At 42.3% G+C, this 18630-nt stretch carries 16 protein-coding genes; 9 read left to right on the top strand and 7 right to left on the bottom strand.

Annotated elements, in window-relative coordinates; genetic code table 11:
- Positions 1-71: 71 nt before the first annotated feature.
- On the top strand, positions 72-1976 hold the full coding sequence (locus tag B5D55_RS02050; protein WP_268811090.1) for a phosphoenolpyruvate carboxykinase (GTP): 1905 nt from the start codon (positions 72-74) through the stop codon (positions 1974-1976).
- A 166-nt stretch (positions 1977-2142) separates the two neighbouring features.
- On the opposite strand, the gene B5D55_RS02055 is transcribed toward B5D55_RS02050, so the two are convergent.
- From B5D55_RS02055 to B5D55_RS02070, 4 genes are all read right to left on the bottom strand, one after another.
- Entirely contained in the window at positions 2143-2760 is a 618-nt protein-coding gene (locus B5D55_RS02055; protein ID WP_143593135.1) for a hypothetical protein, read from the bottom strand.
- Positions 2761-3292: 532 nt separating this feature from the next.
- The gene (locus B5D55_RS02060) at positions 3293-3511 is read right to left on the bottom strand and encodes a hypothetical protein (protein WP_078932333.1); all 219 of its coding nucleotides are present in this window, start codon (positions 3509-3511) and stop codon (positions 3293-3295) included.
- A 20-nt stretch (positions 3512-3531) separates the two neighbouring features.
- The gene (locus tag B5D55_RS02065) at positions 3532-5682 is read right to left on the bottom strand and encodes an InlB B-repeat-containing protein (protein ID WP_078932334.1); all 2151 of its coding nucleotides are present in this window, start codon (positions 5680-5682) and stop codon (positions 3532-3534) included.
- A 17-nt stretch (positions 5683-5699) separates the two neighbouring features.
- A complete protein-coding gene (locus B5D55_RS02070; RefSeq protein ID WP_078932335.1) occupies positions 5700-6605 on the bottom strand; it encodes a hypothetical protein in 906 nt (301 codons plus the stop codon).
- A gap of 158 nt (positions 6606-6763) precedes the next feature.
- Here B5D55_RS02070 and B5D55_RS02075 point away from each other — a divergent pair, with 158 nt between their 5' ends.
- From B5D55_RS02075 to nudC, 8 genes are all read left to right on the top strand, one after another.
- A complete protein-coding gene (locus tag B5D55_RS02075) occupies positions 6764-7084 on the top strand; it encodes a helix-turn-helix domain-containing protein (protein ID WP_078932336.1) in 321 nt (106 codons plus the stop codon).
- 558 nt (positions 7085-7642) lie between these two features.
- Positions 7643-8458 (top strand): CheR family methyltransferase, encoded by an 816-nt coding sequence (locus B5D55_RS02080; RefSeq protein ID WP_078932337.1) that lies wholly within the window; start codon positions 7643-7645, stop codon positions 8456-8458.
- 18 nt (positions 8459-8476) lie between these two features.
- Positions 8477-9685: a chemotaxis-specific protein-glutamate methyltransferase CheB gene (cheB, locus tag B5D55_RS02085; RefSeq protein ID WP_078932338.1), complete on the top strand. Its 1209-nt coding sequence runs from the start codon at positions 8477-8479 to the stop codon at positions 9683-9685.
- Positions 9686-9717: 32 nt separating this feature from the next.
- A complete protein-coding gene (gene lptC / locus B5D55_RS02090) occupies positions 9718-10302 on the top strand; it encodes an LPS export ABC transporter periplasmic protein LptC (protein ID WP_159446125.1) in 585 nt (194 codons plus the stop codon).
- Position 10303: 1 nt separating this feature from the next.
- Positions 10304-11113, top strand: a complete 810-nt coding sequence (locus tag B5D55_RS02095) for an LptA/OstA family protein (RefSeq protein ID WP_078932340.1) — start codon at positions 10304-10306, stop codon at positions 11111-11113.
- A gap of 54 nt (positions 11114-11167) precedes the next feature.
- A complete protein-coding gene (lptB, locus tag B5D55_RS02100) occupies positions 11168-11905 on the top strand; it encodes an LPS export ABC transporter ATP-binding protein (protein ID WP_078932341.1) in 738 nt (245 codons plus the stop codon).
- A 98-nt stretch (positions 11906-12003) separates the two neighbouring features.
- Positions 12004-13536: a ribonuclease Y gene (gene rny, locus B5D55_RS02105; RefSeq protein ID WP_078932342.1), complete on the top strand. Its 1533-nt coding sequence runs from the start codon at positions 12004-12006 to the stop codon at positions 13534-13536.
- 132 nt (positions 13537-13668) lie between these two features.
- A complete protein-coding gene (nudC, locus tag B5D55_RS02110; protein ID WP_159446126.1) occupies positions 13669-14439 on the top strand; it encodes an NAD(+) diphosphatase in 771 nt (256 codons plus the stop codon).
- 16 nt (positions 14440-14455) lie between these two features.
- On the opposite strand, the gene B5D55_RS02115 is transcribed toward nudC, so the two are convergent.
- Genes B5D55_RS02115 through B5D55_RS02125 form a run of 3 tightly spaced genes read right to left on the bottom strand, consistent with a single transcriptional unit; the run spans position 14456 to position 18558 of the window.
- Positions 14456-15814, bottom strand: coding sequence for a M16 family metallopeptidase (locus tag B5D55_RS02115; RefSeq protein WP_078932344.1), 1359 nt, complete (start codon positions 15812-15814; stop codon positions 14456-14458).
- Entirely contained in the window at positions 15811-17259 is a 1449-nt protein-coding gene (locus tag B5D55_RS02120; RefSeq protein WP_159446127.1) for a M16 family metallopeptidase, read from the bottom strand. The genes B5D55_RS02115 and B5D55_RS02120 overlap by 4 nt, the downstream gene beginning before the upstream one ends.
- A gap of 30 nt (positions 17260-17289) precedes the next feature.
- The gene (locus B5D55_RS02125; protein WP_078932346.1) at positions 17290-18558 is read right to left on the bottom strand and encodes a diaminopimelate decarboxylase; all 1269 of its coding nucleotides are present in this window, start codon (positions 18556-18558) and stop codon (positions 17290-17292) included.
- Between the last annotated feature and the right edge of the window lie 72 nt (positions 18559-18630).

The following is an 18630-nucleotide window of genomic DNA, read 5'->3' on the forward strand; positions in this document are numbered from 1 at the left end:
ATTTTTTCGCAATGTGTCATTACAATTCATTCGTTTTTCATTGAACATTATATAAAAAAAATATATATTTAATTCAGTATGGAAAACCTTCGGGCTCAACCCGACTAAATAGGAGTAATTGTATGACAATCAATGACATCAAACATGCTAAAATCAAGGCATGGATTGAAGAATGTGTTAAGATGTGCGAACCGGATTCAGTTGTAGTTTGCGATGGTTCTCAGGCAGAGTATGACCGCCTTATGCAGAAATGCGTTGACGCAGGACTTGCTACTCCGCTTGCAAAGAAACCTAACAGTTTCCTTTTCCGCTCGCTGCCTTCTGATGTAGCACGTGTTGAAGCCCGCACTTTCATTTCTTCCGTAAAAGAAGAAGATGCAGGTCCTACAAACCACTGGATTGACCCAAAAGAGCTTAAGGCTACAATGACAGGTCTTTACACAGGCTGTATGCACGGACGTACAATGTACGTAATTCCGTTCTGTATGGGACCGCTCGGCTCACCGATTGCAAAATACGGAATCGAGCTTACTGACTCAGAATACGTTGTATTGAACATGGACATCATGACTCGCGCAGGCGAAAAAGTATGGCAGTATTTCGGTACTGACGGCGACTTTGTTCCGTGCCTTCACTCTGTAGGAAAACCGCTTAACAACGGCGAAAAAGACAACGGCGTATGGCCTTGTGCAGACGTTGAGCACAAATACATCAGCCAGTTCCCGGAAGAACGCCTTATCTGGTCTTACGGTTCTGGTTACGGCGGAAACGCACTTCTTGGGAAAAAATGCTTTGCACTCCGCATTGCAACTGTTATTGCACGCGAAGAAGGCTGGCTTGCAGAACACATGCTCATCCTTAAACTTACAAACCCACAGGGCGAAGTAAAATACGTAACAGGCGCATTCCCTTCTGCATGCGGAAAGACAAACCTTGCAATGCTTATTCCTACAATTCCTGGCTGGAAAGTTGAAACAGTCGGCGATGACATTGCATGGATGAAATTCGGCAAAGACGGACGCCTTTATGCAATCAACCCAGAAGCAGGATTCTTCGGTGTTGCACCGGGAACTTCTGCCCAGTCTAACAGAAACGCTCTTGAAGCCGCTTCTAAAAACACAATCTTTACAAACTGTGCTCTTACAGAAGACGGCGACGTTTGGTGGGAAGGAATCGGCTACCCTGCAAAAGGCAAGCTCGTTGACTGGAAAGGCAACACACGCGATGCTCTTCCAAAAGACAAATCACCAAAAGGCGAAGAATTCGCTCATCCAAACGCACGCTTTACAGCACCAGCTAAACAGTGTCCATGTATCGCTTCTGACTGGGAATCTCCAGAAGGTGTACCTATCAGCGCAATCTTGTTCGGTGGACGCCGTCCGTCAACAATTCCACTTGTTCACCAGAGCCGTGACTGGAACCACGGTGTATTCCTCGGATCTATCGTAGGTTCAGAAATCACTGCTGCTTCTACAATCGATGCTTCTCAGGTTGGAAAAATCCGCCGCGACCCGTTCGCAATTCTTCCATTCTGCGGTTACAACATGGGCGACTACTTCCAGCATTGGATTGATGTAGGAAATGCTGCTCAGGACAAAGACAAGCTTCCAAAAATCTTCTATGTTAACTGGTTCAGAAAGGACGAAAACAATCCTGACCTTCCAGGCGGATTTATGTGGCCGGGCTACGGTGACAATAGCCGCGTTCTTGCATGGATTTTTGACCGCTGCGACGGAAAAGACAATGCAGTTGAAACACCAATCGGACTTATGCCGAAAGAAGGTGCTCTCAACCTTGACGGACTTGCAGATGTCTACAAACAGCAGATTCCTGCAATTACGGCAGTTGACAAGGAAGGCTGGCTGAAAGAATGTAAGGATATCCGTGAAAACCACTATCCTAAGTTTGGAAAGCATCTGCCGAAAGAACTTACAGAATGTCTTGATGATTTGGAAGCAAGACTTAACAAAGCGTAAGTTGAATACATTCGGTCATTGAGCATGCCGGCTCGTAAGAACACGCAGCAAATGACTGGAAGTCAGAGAAGCCCTGTCAGAGATGGCAGGGCTTTTTGTTTGACGAAAATATATGTGTATGTTTCAAACTGATTTCATAAACAACAAATCTCGTATTAGTTTATTTCTAAAACAAATACTTTTCCGGTAATTTTATAAACAGTTCTGTATTTCCTGAAAATACATGATCAACATTCAAAAACGCAGTAAAAATAATTTTTTCATTTTCCAATTCTGAATATAATTTAAAAAGGCCGAATCCAGGATCCTTATCTCCGCAAATTAAGTGTAATTTCTCACCGTTGAAATTTATGAGTGCTTTTTTGATTAAATCTGGTTTGTGATTTAATGGAGCTCCAATAAGCAAAGCTTTTTGAATTACAGGATAATTTTCAAAAGCAAAAAGTCCTTGTGTTCCGCCATTTGAAACTCCTACAAAATAAACAATATATTTTTCTATGCAAACTGTTTTACAGTAATTTTCAATTATTTTTAATCCATGACCAATAGAATTACCGGTTCCTTCAGGATTTGAAGCTACAAACACTGTAACTCCAAATCTGCGATTAAGGTTCTCTGACATCTGCAAATACTTATTTTCATATCCATAAATTGATCCTGTAAGCCCGGCCTTTATAAATACAACAATATGAGATGGAGGATTTCTGTCTTTTCCGTTTATAATCCCGTAATCAATTTGTACAGAATTACAAAGAGCTGAAACTTTAATATCAAAATCTGTCATACTTTTCCATTTTTCGGGGCAAAATGAGTACATATAAATCCTGCTTTAAATCTGAATATATTATAACACGAATTTGGATTTTTATTAGGTCAAATTTCGAGTTTTAGGGAAGTGCTGATTAACACTTGAAGCGATTACTCAGCACTTCCCGTCAAATTGCCGTAAGTCAATGACTTACGGACAATTAGCAACATTCAAGGTTAACACTGAAAAATCCTCTATAGGATTTATTCAGTGTTTCCTTAGGTAAATTTACAAAAAAAGGCATTACCTGTAAAATTTTGAATACCTACAAACAAAATAACGGAGGAATGCCATAACTGAAAACAGCCTGACTACTTTCACTCTGTGTCCTTTCAGCCCACTCCGCTCCAGTAGTGTCAGCCGGGCTACTTCAGGCTACCCTCACGGTCGGTACCTCATTCCGCTTTCAGCTCCACTCGGCACGCACTTCGTGCCCTTGCGTATCCCTTACGCGGGAAAACTTATTAAAAGAACTTTGAGGTAGTATTTTTTATTTTCTAAAAAGAAGTTAATCTTTATCGTTTTTAATGCAAAATTTACAAAAATTTTTTGGCAAATCAATATTTTTTGCATATTCATAAGCATCATTTTTACTTGCAAAACCTATATACTTACCAATTCCTGTTCCCCCGTTTTTTTCAATTTGAGAACATCCATTTTTATGTATTCCAATATGTTTATTTACATGATTTTCATAAATAACATAATTGGCTGTCCATGTGCCCATACTATTTCCTCCAATATTTATTACTCCGCATTACGTGCAATGCGAATACCTACCCATTTCACTTTTGTTGATGAATAATAAGTATAGCTTGAATTACAACTTCTATAAAAAATAGTACAGCTGCTAGAATTCCAGTACAAACTTCCCCATTTCAAAACAAGATGATCTCCACTCCAATGCACAGGATTTGTCAATTCCCCTGTACCCCAATCTGCATAATGATCAAAACACCATTCAGCAACATTTCCGCTCATATCATAAAGACCAAGTGCATTTGCTTTTTTAGTTCCTACTTTATGTGCTTCATCTCCGCTATTGCTTGAATACCAAGCAACCTCCTCAATCGTGTTGCTTCCCGCATAAATGTACTTGTCATGTTCCGCTTCACTTCCGCCACCTGCGGCAAATTCCCATTCACATTCTGTTGGAAGGCGGTAACCGTTTTTGGTCTGGTACCAGGTGACAGTACCTGTATTCGAATCATCTTTCCAGACGGCGCTTCCGCGGTAATAAACCGGTTCTAAGCCTTTATATTCACTGTATGCGTTAAGCCATACACATGCCATGTTCCAGCTGATGTTTGTAGCCGGAACAAAGTCTTTATAGGCGTCGTTTGCAGCGTAGCCTTTACTTGCAGAAGTTAAATTGTAGCCATTGTCCTTTGCCCATCGGTAAACTTCAAGCCATAATTCGTATGTCAGTTCGTACTGTGCAATCTGGAAAGAAGAAAGCGTAATTTTCGGGCGATTTGTACCGTTGTTCGGGTCGCCTAAATAAAAACTTCCACCCGGAACCGTAACCATTGCCGCATAATCTTTCCCCCACTGTGCGTAGAGCGTCATATTTTTGCTTGGAATCAGGCTGTAACCCGGTGCATAACTTTGTCCGCTTGTTCCGTCAGTGCTGGTTGACCATTTTGTAAAAGCGTAGCCCGTTTTTGTAAGGTTTCCTGTATTTGCACTAATTATAAAAGAAGAGCCTTTTTCAACCTGTACTGTTTCAGGCACAGTTCCGCTTGTTGCTCCGTTTGAGTTGTAGGTAATTGTGAACATTTCTGAAACCCATTTTGCATAAAGAGTTACATCTTCTGTCGGGTAGAATGGGAATGTTACTTTCTTTTCGTCAGTGCATTCTGGATCCAGATACCAGCCGCCCAATGATTTGTCAGTTTTAGTGCTTTCAGGGCTTTCATTAATAACATAGCAGGAAACAGGATTTACTGCCGAGCCGCCGTTTGTTTCAAATGTGATTGTAAAATTCTGCTTGTAAGCGGCATATAGAGTCGTATCTTTTGAAATTACAAGAGGAAAAACAGCTTTTGTGTTTAAGCCAGAATCTAAATACCAGCCAATAAATGTGTATCCTGATTTTTCCGGTTCCTGAACACTTTCTACTGTTCTTGCCCTAAATGATGGAATTTCGCTTCCTCCGTTTGTTTCCAAAGTTACAAGATAAGTTGGCAGCCACATTGCATACAGAGTGATGTCCTGTGTTACTGTATATGGCACAGAAATTTTTTCTCCGCTTAAAGAAGAATTTGCATACCAGCCTGCAAATTCGTAGTTCTCTTTTTCCGTAAACGGAAGTTCCTGAAGGACACCATTTTTAATAGAAGAAACTTCTGTTCCACCGTTAGAATTAAAACTGACAGTATAATTTTTGAGCCATTTTGCATAAAGCGTTATATTTGCATTTAAAGAAAGCGGAAATGAAACCGGGTCTCCAGAAAAATCTGCGTTCAAATACCATCCGGCAAACGTATAGTCTTCCTTAAATGGAGTTACGGCACTTATAATTTCATTCCCTGTAAAATCAGCAACCGCAGTTCCACCATTTGATTCAAAATGAACTGTATATTTTTGATTCCAGCGTGCATAAAGTACAGTATTCTTTTTTGGTTCATAGGGAAAAAAGACTGCATCTCCAGAAAAATCAGAAGTTTCATACCAACCAAGAAATTCACAATTTTCTTTTGTAGTTACAGGAGGAAAAACTATTTTGTCGGTATTTACGGTTGAAACTTTTGTACCGCCGTTGGAATTAAAACAGACTTCGTAAATGCCTGCTGATTCCTTAAAAAATTGGTTTTCACAAGATGTAAATCCTAAAACTGTTATAAATGCTGCAAATAAAATCCAATTTTTTTTTGCTAAATAAAACCCTTTTTCCATCTTAATCCCCTCATAAATTAAAAACGCAGTCCGGTTCCAAATCCAACTGCAAAAATATACGGATACCCGAAACGAACCATCGGTTCTATATAAAATGAATCAAATTCCTTCCTAAAACCAAATCCTCCTCCGGCATCAAAAACTGTATAAACATTTTCATTTGAAAAGATAATATCCGCCCCGCCAGTACCTTCTATATAAAATCCTGTCGAAGGTTCTCCGCCAGGAGAAACCAAATAAACCCGTAAAGCAGCCAATGGTTCAAGAGAATAAACTGTATTTTCTTTTTCAAACGCATCATAACTTGCAATAAGTTTTCCGCCTAAAGAAATTTTTCTAAAAAATGAATAATCAAAATAAATTCCTGCAGCTGGCGCAACATACGAAATTGAGTTTTTATTTACTTCTGCACATATTCCGATTGATGTTTTATAATAATTCGCCGCACGCCCCAACAACTGTTCAGATTTTGAAGAACGAGAAAATACATAAGTCTTAAAAAGAATGTAAGAAGCAGTTTCTACATCCAGCAGTCGAACCTGAAGATTGTATTTATTATCCAATTCCTTAATCTGACCAAAAACGATTGCGTTTGCACCCAAGCGTTTACAAATAGAAAGAGCAGTTTCATCACTTATAAAACCTGAAAGCTGATAATTCAACTCTGTATCAACTTTGTTCATATTGCTGCGGGTTACAACTTTCATCCCGTTTTCTGTTACTTGAGATGTAAGTTCTGTTTGTATATATTCAGAAAGGTCTTTTGAAGGTGAATTAAAATCCAAAATACATAAAATCGTCTTAGAATTACATTTTGAAGTTACATCATCTGCAACTTTTAACATAATAGAATCAATTTTTTCCTGAGCAAAACCAAAGCTACATAGCAATGAAAATGTAAATGCAAGAAGTTTTTTTTTCATAAATTCCCCAAATCTTACTCATATTTTTTAATTTTTAATCAACTTTCTGTGTTTTAGCTAATAATATTATTAGCCAAAACACAATTTTAATCAATATTTAATTCTATACTGAGTTTTAATGAATAAAATAAACCAAGAAATCAATAGAAAATATTGACATGGGTATTCGACACACTTTTATTCAGAATTTAAAATACTACAGAAAACAAGCGGGGCTTACACAGGAAAAACTTGCCGAAAAAATCGAAATGAGTACTGCATACATCGGTGACATGGAAGCCAGAGAACGCTTTCCCAGTGCCGAAACCATAGATAAAATCGCTGAAGCATTAAATATCCGCCCTTCTGTACTTTTTGATGAATTCGGTTCTCCTGACAATATCAAAGATTCATTTAAAAAAATCTACACAAAAACCTTGCAGCAGGAGCTGAAAGAAAAACTTGACCAGGCTGTAGAAGAAGTCTGTAAACAGATTTAAGCCCCCCCCCCGATGAAGTTTGTCAAGCAGGAATGACATAAAATAGAAAAAAATATTTTGTTTTTATACATTTTCCGCACCGGGATTTTTTTTCATCAACCATTTTTTTCCTCAAAAAAACTACTTCTTACCTGTTAATAAACACCCTGCTTATTAGGTTAATCACGAGGGTGCTTATTAACCTGATAAGCACACCGCTGATTAGTTAATCAGCAGACCCCGTACTAGACTAGTAAGCAGGGTGCTTTCTAGTCTAATCAGCATACTCTTTACTAGACTAGAAAGCGGTGCGTTATACGGAGAACTTACAGACTGCATAACGGATTTATTACAGACCTGTTCAAGGATTTGTTTTCATCACGAATACGGATTTATAAGCATGAATAACATTCCAGTATATAGACCACATTACAAGCGTAAAAGAAGTGCAATTTACAAGGTCAAATTTCGAGGTTTTGGTAAATTTACAAATTTCCGCCACACCGTCAAAAAGTCAAAACGAGCAACCTTCATCTTTTTATTTACAATCATCGACTTAAGATTTATAATGAATTCGTTATGACAGATATTTTGAACGATGCGGATTTTGATAGATTCCGAAAAGTCATTTATAAAGAATGTGGAATTACATTCTCCGGGACGAACAGACCTATTCTTGACAGTAGGATAAAAGAAATCCTGCGGGAAAAGAAAATTGCTACAGTAGACGAATATTACAACCTCATTCTGTCTGACCGCGAAGAAATGAAACGGATGCTCGACTCAATCACGACGAACCTTACGCGTTTCTTCCGTAACCAGCCGCATTTTGATGCATTTATAAATTATGTCATTCCGCACGTCCTTGAAGAAAAGAAAAAAACAGGCGACAGAACCATACGCGTCTGGAGCGCAGGCTGTTCTACAGGCGAAGAACCGTACACAATCGCTATGATATTGAAGAAAATTCTTCCGCCGGGCTACAGTTTTTCTGTCACCGCATCTGACATATCGCTGAAATCGCTGATGGTAGGACAAAGCGGATTTTATGCGGACAATAAAATTGACGGAGTACCGGCAGACTATCTTTCCGCCTTTTTTACAAAAGTAAACGGCGGTTACCAGATAAGCAAAGAGATTATGGAACATGTAAAATTCGACTACCATAATCTTCAGCACGAATCGGGAATGAAAAATCTTGACGTCGTTTTCTGCCGGAACGTTATGATTTATTTTGATGAAGCGGCGCAGCTTGTCGTACTCAACAATTTCTGGAACGCAATGGCGCAGCATTCCTATCTTTTCATCGGACATTCTGAATCACTTTTCGGAATGAAAACAAAATTTGAATTCCTAAAAACGGACTGGGCTTGTCTTTACCAGAAAAATTCATAAAAAAAAGAGCAGTTAGTTATGGATATAAATGACGGAAAACACGATAACCTGAACGTCGTAATCTGCGACGATTCAGCATTGATGAGAAATCTGGTTTCAAGAATTATAGATGACACTCCCGGAATGAACGTTATTGCAAAAGCAAGCAACGGTCAGAATCTGCTGAACATCCTTCCAGACGCAAAACCGGACGTAATTGTCCTAGACATCGAAATGCCTGTAATGACCGGCGTTGAATTCCTTAAAGAACGCAAGGCGCGCAAGATTGGAATTCCTGTCATAATTCTTTCAAGCATTGCAACGCAGGGTGCTGCCGTAACAATGGAATGTCTTGAACTCGGCGCAAGCGACTTCATCACCAAGCCGGGCGGTTCAATTTCTATGAACGTAAGTACCGTAGGCAATGAAATCGTAGAAAAAATAGCTTCATACGGCGGCAGATACGCCCGGAAAAACGGAAAGCGCATTCCGTTCCCGGAACATTTTATGCACCTGCTCAAAATGCGCAGCGCAGAAAAATTTGTTGCACAGCAGAAAGGTACGGAAATTCCTGAAAAACCGGCTGCAACGCAACTTTCGCCGCTTTTTTCTTTCGGAACGCTTGAAAAAAAAGAGCCTGCCGTAATAACGCCGCTTCGTGAGGGCGGAACAATAAAAATCATTGCGCTCGGCATTTCTACCGGAGGTCCAAACGCCCTGCGCGACGTATTCAAGATGATTGACCCTCACCTTACACAACCGATTCTTGTTGTCCAGCATATGCCGGCAGGCTTTACTGCGGAATTTGCGCAGAGCCTGAACAAAATCTGTCCGCTCACTGTTGTAGAGGCGGCGGATAATATGCCGATTGAGGATGCACACATTTACATTGCACCGGGAAACTACCACATCGCAGTAGAAGAGCGTGCAGGAGGAAACGTAATCCGCACCAATCAGGAACCGCAGAGAAACGGTCATCGCCCTTCCGCAGACGTTCTTTTTGAATCAGTTGCAAAAATCTACAAGAACAACGCACTCGGCGTAATTATGACAGGAATGGGAAAAGACGGTGCCGTAGAAATTACGGAGATGAGGCGGCAGGGAGCCTGGACGCTCGGTCAGGACGAAGAGTCTGCCGTTGTATACGGAATGCCGAAAGTCGCATGGGAACTCGGTGGCGTTCAAAAGCAGGTTTCGCTAAAAAATATGGCTGATGAAATAAGCGCGCTTGCACGAGAGCACCGGTAAGCGTTTGTATGCGGCGTACAGCTTTATTTTTTATGACATCATCTTTTTTTCTCTGCACGGCCTGTTCGCTCAAATACGGAATGGCAACTTATGATGACTCCACAACGCCGGAATTCATCTTTTCGGATGTACACTTTGACCGTTACGAAGACAATCAGAAAACACTGAGCCTTTCCGCAGAAAAAATGGAGCAGTACAAGGACGGAAAATCGCTGTATGCAAAGAACCTTGATTTTCAGATTATTGACAATAACGGCGAAGTAACAACGGAAGGTTCCTGCAAACTGCTTGCGGCAGATACAAAAGAAGAAAAATACGTTCTGTACGATGACATTGAAATAAACAGTAAAAAAGACGATATGACCGTTACGGCGGACAATCTTAAATGGAACGGAAAATCAGAGCAGCTCACATCAGGGCGGAACAACATCGTTTCAATAAAAAAAGGCGGAACGTTCATACAAGGCTCCGGATTTTCTGCAAGCGGCGTTTCAAAAAAATTTACGTTTACCGGAGTAATTACCGGAAGTACAGACACAGAATACAGCAATGCGGACGACCAGCAGGACGAAAATACTGCCGCAGACACGGAAGAAACCGTACAGCAGGATGAATGATATGAAGAACATTCTTAAAACGCTTATAATTTCTGCCTCATTTCTTACGCTTTTCTTACCGTCTGCGTTCTGCGAAAAAATCATATTTTCCGCAAATAGTATGAGCGGAACAGTCGGCGACAAGTCGGATTCAACTACGCTTTCCGGGGAGGCATACGTCCTTACAGAATCAATGGAAATTTCCGCAGACAAAATCACTATGTCAGGAAAAGACTTTCGCTTTATAGAAGCAGAAGGTTCAATAATCGGAAAAAATATGGAATCCGAACTTGAGTTTACCTGCAACCGGCTGAAATATGACCGCGAAACTAAAATCGCAAACCTAAGCGACACCGTAAATCTGACTGACGTAAAAAACAACGTAACTGCAAAAGCACAGTATATCGAATACAACCAAAATACGGACATTGCCGTAATGCAGATTGACATAGAGCTAAAGCAGAAGGACAACACCTGCACAGGAGTTTACGCCGTCTACCGCAAGAATGACCAGATGCTTGAACTGAGCGGAAATGCACAGATAAAACAGGGGGCAGACACATTCCGGGCGCAGGAAATTACGCTGAACCTTACAAGTCAGGAAATCACTCTTGACGGACGCGTAAAAGGTTCAATCGTAGACGAACGGAAAACAAGTTCCGCAGAAAACGAAGCGGCAGAAACGCAGGAAAATCAGCAGGACGAAGAAACAGCTGAAACTTCCGGCGATACTGCTCAGAAAACGGAAGAAGAAAAACCGGACGGAAACACAGAATCGGAAGCCGAAGCAGCAAAAGCAGAAGAAAAAGAGGACAAGCAGAAAAACGAATAAACAGCACAAGGCTTTTTTGCAAGAAGCAAAGCCTTGTAACTGCAAGAGGATCTTATGGAAATACAGGAACATACACTGCGGGTTTCAAGCCTGTTTAAAAGTTTCGGACATAAAAAAGTCGTTCAGGGAATAGACTTTAAAATGAAAACCGGAGAAGTACTCGGTCTTTTAGGACCGAACGGCGCAGGAAAAACAACTACTTTCTATATGATAGTAGGATTTTACCAGCCCACAGCCGGCGATATTTTTCTGGACGACGAACAGATAACGCCTCTTCCTATGTACAAGCGCGCCCGTCTTGGAATTTCCTACCTTCCTCAGGAACCAAGCGTATTCAAAAAACTGACCGTTGAAGAAAACATCTGGTCAATTCTTGAAACACGCTCAGACTTAACGCATACGCAGAAAAAAGAACGCCTCGAAGAATTAATAGAAGAATTTGCAATTGGGCGCATACGTACGCAGTATGCCTTCACCCTCTCAGGAGGAGAACGCCGCCGCACAGAAATCGCCCGTTCACTTGCCATTGAACCTAAATTCCTGCTGCTTGATGAACCGTTTGCCGGAATCGACCCTATCGCCGTAGCAGACATCAAGGGAATGATAGGACTTCTTGCAAAACGCGGCATCGGAATTCTTATCACCGACCATAATGTCCGCGACACTCTGGAAATCACCGACCGCGCTATAATCGTAAGTTCAGGTCAGATTGCAATTCAGGGAACAAAACAGGAAATTCTTGATTCCGAACTGGCTCGTGAAGTCTATCTCGGCAAAGACTTTAGTATGTAGACTTTTGAATGCAGGCAAAAATCAGTTTGACAATTTTTTTTCCATACTGTAGTATATAAATTGAACTATTCTATATTATTGCAAAGGAGAAGTTATATATGAACACGATTATTTTGTTCATAGTTCTCCCGATTGCAGGAATTGTTCTTGGATGGACTATTCGCTGGCTGTGGGCCAGATTTCAACTATCTGCATCAGAACAAAAAGCAGAACGTGTAAAACAGGATGCTATAAGAGAAGCTGAAGCTCAGAAAAAAGAAATTTTGCTTAATGCAAAAGACGAACTCATTCGGGAACGAAACCAGCAGGAGCGGGAAAACAGGGAGCGCCGTGCTGAAGTTCAGCGCTATGAAGCCCGGGTAAACAAGAAAGAAGAACTTGTTGACCAAAAAGCAGCGGAATGTGAAAAGAAAGAGAAAGATTTTATTGAAAAATCAGCGGCAATGAAAAAACGCGAAGCCGCACTTTCAGAACAGGAAGAAATGTACCGCAAGGAACTGGAAAGAATTTCCGGTCTTTCTGCACAGGAAGCAAAAGATTTAATCATTAAAAATCTTGAAAATGACGCAAAGCACGATGCGCAGGCCCTGCTAAACAAAATTGAGCAGGATGCACAGCTTTCCGCAGAGAAAAAAGCACGTGAAATTCTTGTTACTACAATCCAGCGCATTGCGCCGGAAACAACAAGCGACATCACAGTAACGACAGTTTCCCTGCCGAGCGACGAAATGAAAGGACGGATTATCGGCCGTGAGGGAAGAAACATCCGCACTCTTGAAACGCTCACAGGCGTAGACATCATCATTGACGACACGCCGGAAGCAGTCGTAATCTCTTGCTTTGATCCGGTACGCAAGGAAATTGCAAAAGAGTCGCTTGAGCGGCTTATTTCTGACGGACGCATTCATCCGGCACGCATTGAAGAAATCGTGCAGAAAGTAACGCGCGAAGTTCAGAACAAGATTTATGAAGAAGGCGAAAAAGCCCTGTTCGATCTTGGAATACACAATATGCCTACAGAAGGGGTGCGCGCTCTTGGACGTCTGTATTTCAGAACAAGCTACGGTCAGAACGTTCTGACTCACTCAAAGGAAGTGGCAACAGTTGCTTCTATGCTTGCAGCTGAAATCGGTGCTGACCGCGAACTTGCAAAACGTGCGGCCATTCTCCACGATATTGGTAAGGGTGCAGAAACTGACAGCGACCAGAACCACGCAGAAGTCGGCGCAGAACTTGCCCGCAAAATGGGCGAAGATCCGCGCGTCATCAATGCGATTGCGGCACATCATAATGATGTTGAGGCAACAACGCTTGAAGCAACGCTCGTGCAGATTGCAGATGCAATTTCTGCCGCACGTCCTGGCGCACGCCGTGAAACAATAGACAATTATGTAAAGCGCCTTGAAAACCTTGAAGCTATTGCAGAAAACTTTGAAGGCGTTGAAAAGGCCTATGCAATTCAGGCAGGACGAGAACTTCGCATTCTTGTAAACAATGAAAAAATTGCTGACAATGAGGTGAAGCAGCTTGCTTCTGACATTGCAAAGCAGATTGAAACAGACCTGCGCTATCCGGGAAGAATCAGGCTTACGATGATACGCGAAACACGTATCGTAGAATACGCCCGGTAAACGGCGGAAACGCAGAATGTAAAAAAGGCTGTCTGTAAAGAAAGTCATAATAATGACGGATTTTTCAGGCAGCCGTTTTCTTTTTAAATGGATTTTTCAGGACACCGGGAATTTTGTAAAACAGAAAACGCTATGATTACTCCAAACCTTATAAAACGAACAGACAGGAACATCATCATCAAAGACAATAATATTATACTGAATGATAACGGAACGCTGCCTTCTTTTGAAAAACTGCTTGAACTAAAAGCGCAATACCCGGCATCACACTGCATTGCAGAAAGAGAAAACGCATTTTCTGCACTTGAACTTCCCGACGAAGCAGAAGTTTCAGGTACAAAAGAAATAGCGTTTCGCGAGTATTTTTTCACTCATTCAGAAGAAGACAGCTACACGGCGGCCCGGGCAAAAACACTTTTAACCTGGACAAAAAAAATGAATTTCTGCCCGAAATGCGGTTCAACCCTTGCATACTGCAAAGAAGAGTCTGCAAAGGAATGCCCGGAATGTTCTGTCCAGTATTTTCCGAAAATTGAACCGTGCATTATTGTCCTTGTAAAAAAAGAAGATAAAGTGCTTCTTGTGCGCCACTCATACAGAAACCAGGATATTTTTGCCTGTATTGCAGGATTTATTGAAGCCGGCGAAAGTGCCGAACACGCCGTATATCGCGAAGTAAAGGAAGAAGTCGGAATTACGGTGCGGAACATACAGTACAAGGGAAGCCAGAGCTGGCCGTTTCCAGACCAGCTTATGCTTGCCTACACGGCAGACTACGACTCCGGTGAATTTTCATTGCAGAAAGAAGAAATTGCAGAGGCAGGATGGTTTTCAAAAGAGAACATTCCTGCAAGTCCGAAGCCCGGATCTGTAGCCTACAGACTTATACACAACCTGTTTTAGGCCGTGTATGAACCAACTAAAACTTAATGCGCTCCTCATCTTCCGGTGAAACAACTGCAAACCAGCGGGAACTTCCGTCAACCCAGTATTTTTTGAATACACGAAGTATATCTTCCGCCGTTGTTTTTTGCGCAATGCCGGTAAGAGCGTCGGCAGAAAAAACATCACCAAACTGAAGAAGGCTTGCGCACATTCTGCCGGCAATACCGCCAGTCGTTGCCTGTGAAGCAAATTTCCTGTTTATGTACGAATTGATGTAGCCTTCAAGACGGTCTTCCAGCGGTTCAAAAATGTACTGACCGTCAGCATTTCTTCCGGAAATTACAACGCCGCGCTCCATAATGCCGCGCGCTTCATCCATGTACCGAGAAAAATCAGTAAGATTTGATGCGCGGTACAAATACTCAAATCCAAACGGCGCGGCAGAACTTACAATCGAGGACTCCGGTGTATAGCACGCACCGTAATTTTCACGGACAACATTAAACAGAATGTCAGAATATATATCGCAAACAATACGAGCAACCGGATAGTCCGGGCTTGTTACGGAAGGAGAAGCAAACGCGCGCATAACAAAGCCTGTCCCTGCCGCCGCCTGATGAACAAAAACTGCATTTTCACCGGAAACTGAAAGCGGCTCAACAGCCGTATCTTTAAGCGCATTTTTTCCGGCGTGCAGCGTACCAAGCGTTTCGTTCAATTTTTCAAGCAACTCTGGAACGGAAAAACTGCCGCACGCAACAACGCTTATCCGCCGTGAGTCAAGCAAAGACGAATGAAAGGTGCGTATTGCACTAAGGGTGATGTTTTCAACAGAATCAATGGTAACGGCACTTGAAGTCTGATACGGATGACCGTCATACAAAAGCTTCTGACTGTAGTAAAAAAGCATAGAGCCCGGATTATTAAGCGCAGACTGAATGGACTGGCGGCAGTTCGTCATAAACAGTTCATATTCCCTCTGGCTGAAAATCGGATTAAGAAAAGCATCTGAAAAACAGTCAAACGTCTTGTCAAAATAGGAATCAATGCTTGTCATTGCAAAGACAGAACCGTCGCGGCTTGTTGATGAAGAAATTGAACTCTGCGTATCAAATTCAAGCGCCTGAATTTCTGCATAACTGTATTTTTCCGAACCCATACTCATCATTGAAAAAACAGCGTCCTCAAGTCCTGAAGCTTCTGGCGTAAGATATGCCGTTCCACCCTTCACTACAAAATAAACGGCACAAATCCTGTTGTCTGGAATCTGACGGACGTATACAGGAATGTCATTTTTAAGGCGATACGTTTCTACAGTAGATTCTGCGACTGATTTTGAAAACGCACTGAATGCAGCTGAAATGCATAAAATTAAAAGAATGTTTTTTTTCACGGCTGTTTCCTGAACCAGAATGCATTATCTGCCGTTACTTCCGTAAAGCCAAGTTCGTCAAACTGAGCCTTTGTCTTTTCATAGACTTCGGGATTTACAAGAACTGTAACAAGCGGATTTTTATTCTGAATGTATTTTTGAACAAAACTATTTAAGTCGTCAGGGGTAACGCGGGAAATACGGTCAGAATATGAATAGTAATATTCTGCATCCGTACACGTCCACCAAAAGCGAAGCGTACTCAAAAGACCGGCGGCAGTTTCATTTACATAGATGTTTGAATCAGTAATTTTACGGACAGCATCCTGAACTTCAGACGGCTCAATCTGCGCGGCGGAAGAAAGAACTGACGGCAGTTTTTCCATAAAATAAACGGCACGGGCGGCAACTTCTTCTTTCGGGGAAGTTACAAGCGCACCTGCGGAAAAAAGCCCTGCCTGACGCGACGTAGGATAGCCGCCCCACACGTAATTTACATCAGGAACGCCGAGATAGCCGTCTTCTACCAGAGATGAAGCAAACACTCCGCCGGGATTTGAAAGCTGATAAGAAAAAACGTCAGCGACATAAGTATCTTCCACATCAAAAGCAGCATCAGGAGCACGGTACACAACTTCAATCTGCGCAAGCTGGGAAGAAATCTTTTCATACGGCATTACAAGAAATTCCGGCTTTGAAAACGGCTCTTTAGAATGACGCATAATACCGTCTTTAAAAGGATCTGCACCGCGTTCCCAGGAACCGAAAATCTCAGAAACAAGGCGATACACCTCATCTGGCTGAACATCTCCGCCTACAAAAACGGCGGCATTGTTCGGAACGTAATATGTCTTCTGGATTTTTTTAAGCTGTTTTACAGTCGCCTTTTCCACTACAACATCAGAGCCGCCCGAATCAAGTTTCCACGGAGCAGCAGGGAAAAGCGCCCTGCACTTTGCAGCAGAAAGAATGCGTCCCGGGTCGCTGAAATTCCCGCGTATTTCGGAAAGCACAACCTGTTTTTCATTCTGAAGTTCCATCTTGTCAAGAAGCGGCTCGCGGACAGCTGCATTCCAGAACAAAAGTCCCTCTTCAAGCTGAGATGCCGGAACGGTGAAATAGTAATTGACACATTCAACGCCGGTAGAACCGTTCCATTCCGCAACACCCATCTGGCTTAGGGCACGGGTAACTGCGGCGGCATTTTTGTACAGAGAATTTCCCTTGAACATCATATGCTCGTACAGGTGGAAAAGACCGGCCGTTTGCGGAATCTGGGTAAACGAGCCGCATTTTACGGCAACTTCAATATACACAAGAGGAACGCTGTGATTTTCCGCAACGAACACATCAAGACCGTTATCAAGAGTGTACTGATACAAATGCGGAACAGGCGTTTCTTCTGCCGACGTGCAGAACGGAAGATGCAGAAGCAGGACAATCAGAATGTACGGAAAAAAACGCATCTTTCTTCTATACAGTAAATCAGTCATACGCTATGCCTTGAATGAAGACACGCCGTCTAAATCAAGAGTTGCAAACAAATCGTCTATGGTTTCCCGGCGGCGGATTTCCTTAAACGAACCGTCCTCGCGAAGAAGAATCTCGCCGGCGCGAAGCTTTCCGTTATAGTTAAAGCCCATCGCCCTGCCGTGAGCGCCGGCATCGTGAATAATCACAAGATCCCCGATATCAATATGAGGAAGCGGACGCTGAACGGCAAATTTATCGCAGTTCTCACATAGGCTTCCAACTACATCATATACAGAATCTTCAGGAGCATTTTCCTTACCGCTTACCGTAAGCTCGTGATATGCCCCGTACATTCCCGGACGCATTAAGTCTGCCATACAGCTGTCAAGACCGATGTACTCTCGGTAGATGTGCTTTTCGTGTATTGCCGTAGAAACAAGCCAGCCGTACGGACCGGTAATCGGGCGTCCGCATTCCCAGTAGATTGCAAGAGGATCAAGTCCTGCAGGAACGATAATTCCATCGTAATATGCCCTGATTTTTTTGGCAACTTCCTCATAGCTTACTTTTTTCTGATCCGGCTTATACGGAATGCCAAGACCGCCGCCTAAATCCGTAAATTCAATGCGAATTCCAAGCTTCTGCTTGATTTCTGCACACAGTTCAAACAGGATTTTTGCGGTATCTGCAAAAAAGTCAGGATTCAGTTCATTTGAAGCGACCATCGTATGAAGTCCAAAATGAGTTACGCCCTCATCGCGGCATATACGGTACGCCTCAAAAAGTTGCTCGCGCGTAAGACCGTACTTCGCTTCTTCCGGCTTTCCAATGATGGCATTTCCGCCTTTCTTGAGCGGTCCCGGATTGTAGCGGAAACAGATTGTGTCAGGAAGCTTTCCAAGAGTCTTTTTCAGATATTCAATGTGGGTAAAATCATCAAGGTTAATGATGTTGCCGTTTTTTGCGGCATATTCGTATTCCTGCGAAGGAGTTTCGTTGGAAGTAAAAATAACATTTTTTCCCTGAATGCCGGCATTCACGCACAGCATAAGTTCAGGAAGGCTTGAACAGTCTGCACCGCAGCCTTCGCTTGAAAGAATTTTCAGTATATACGGATTAGGGCACGCTTTTACCGCAAAATGCTCCCGGAACTCAGGGAATATGCTGAACGCTTTTGTAAATTCGCGCATATTCTGCCGTATTGATTTTTCATCATACAGATAAAACGGAGTCGGAAAAGTCCTTGTCAGCTCTTTAAGCTGGTCGTGTGAAAGCGGAAAATACTTTGCCATAACAAAACCTCATAAAAAAGTAGAATAGGGTAATTGTAATGAAAAAGCATAAAAAGAACAATGAAAAGCAGA

This window comes from Treponema porcinum, assembly GCF_900167145.1.
GTDB classification, from domain to species: domain Bacteria; phylum Spirochaetota; class Spirochaetia; order Treponematales; family Treponemataceae; genus Treponema_D; species Treponema_D porcinum.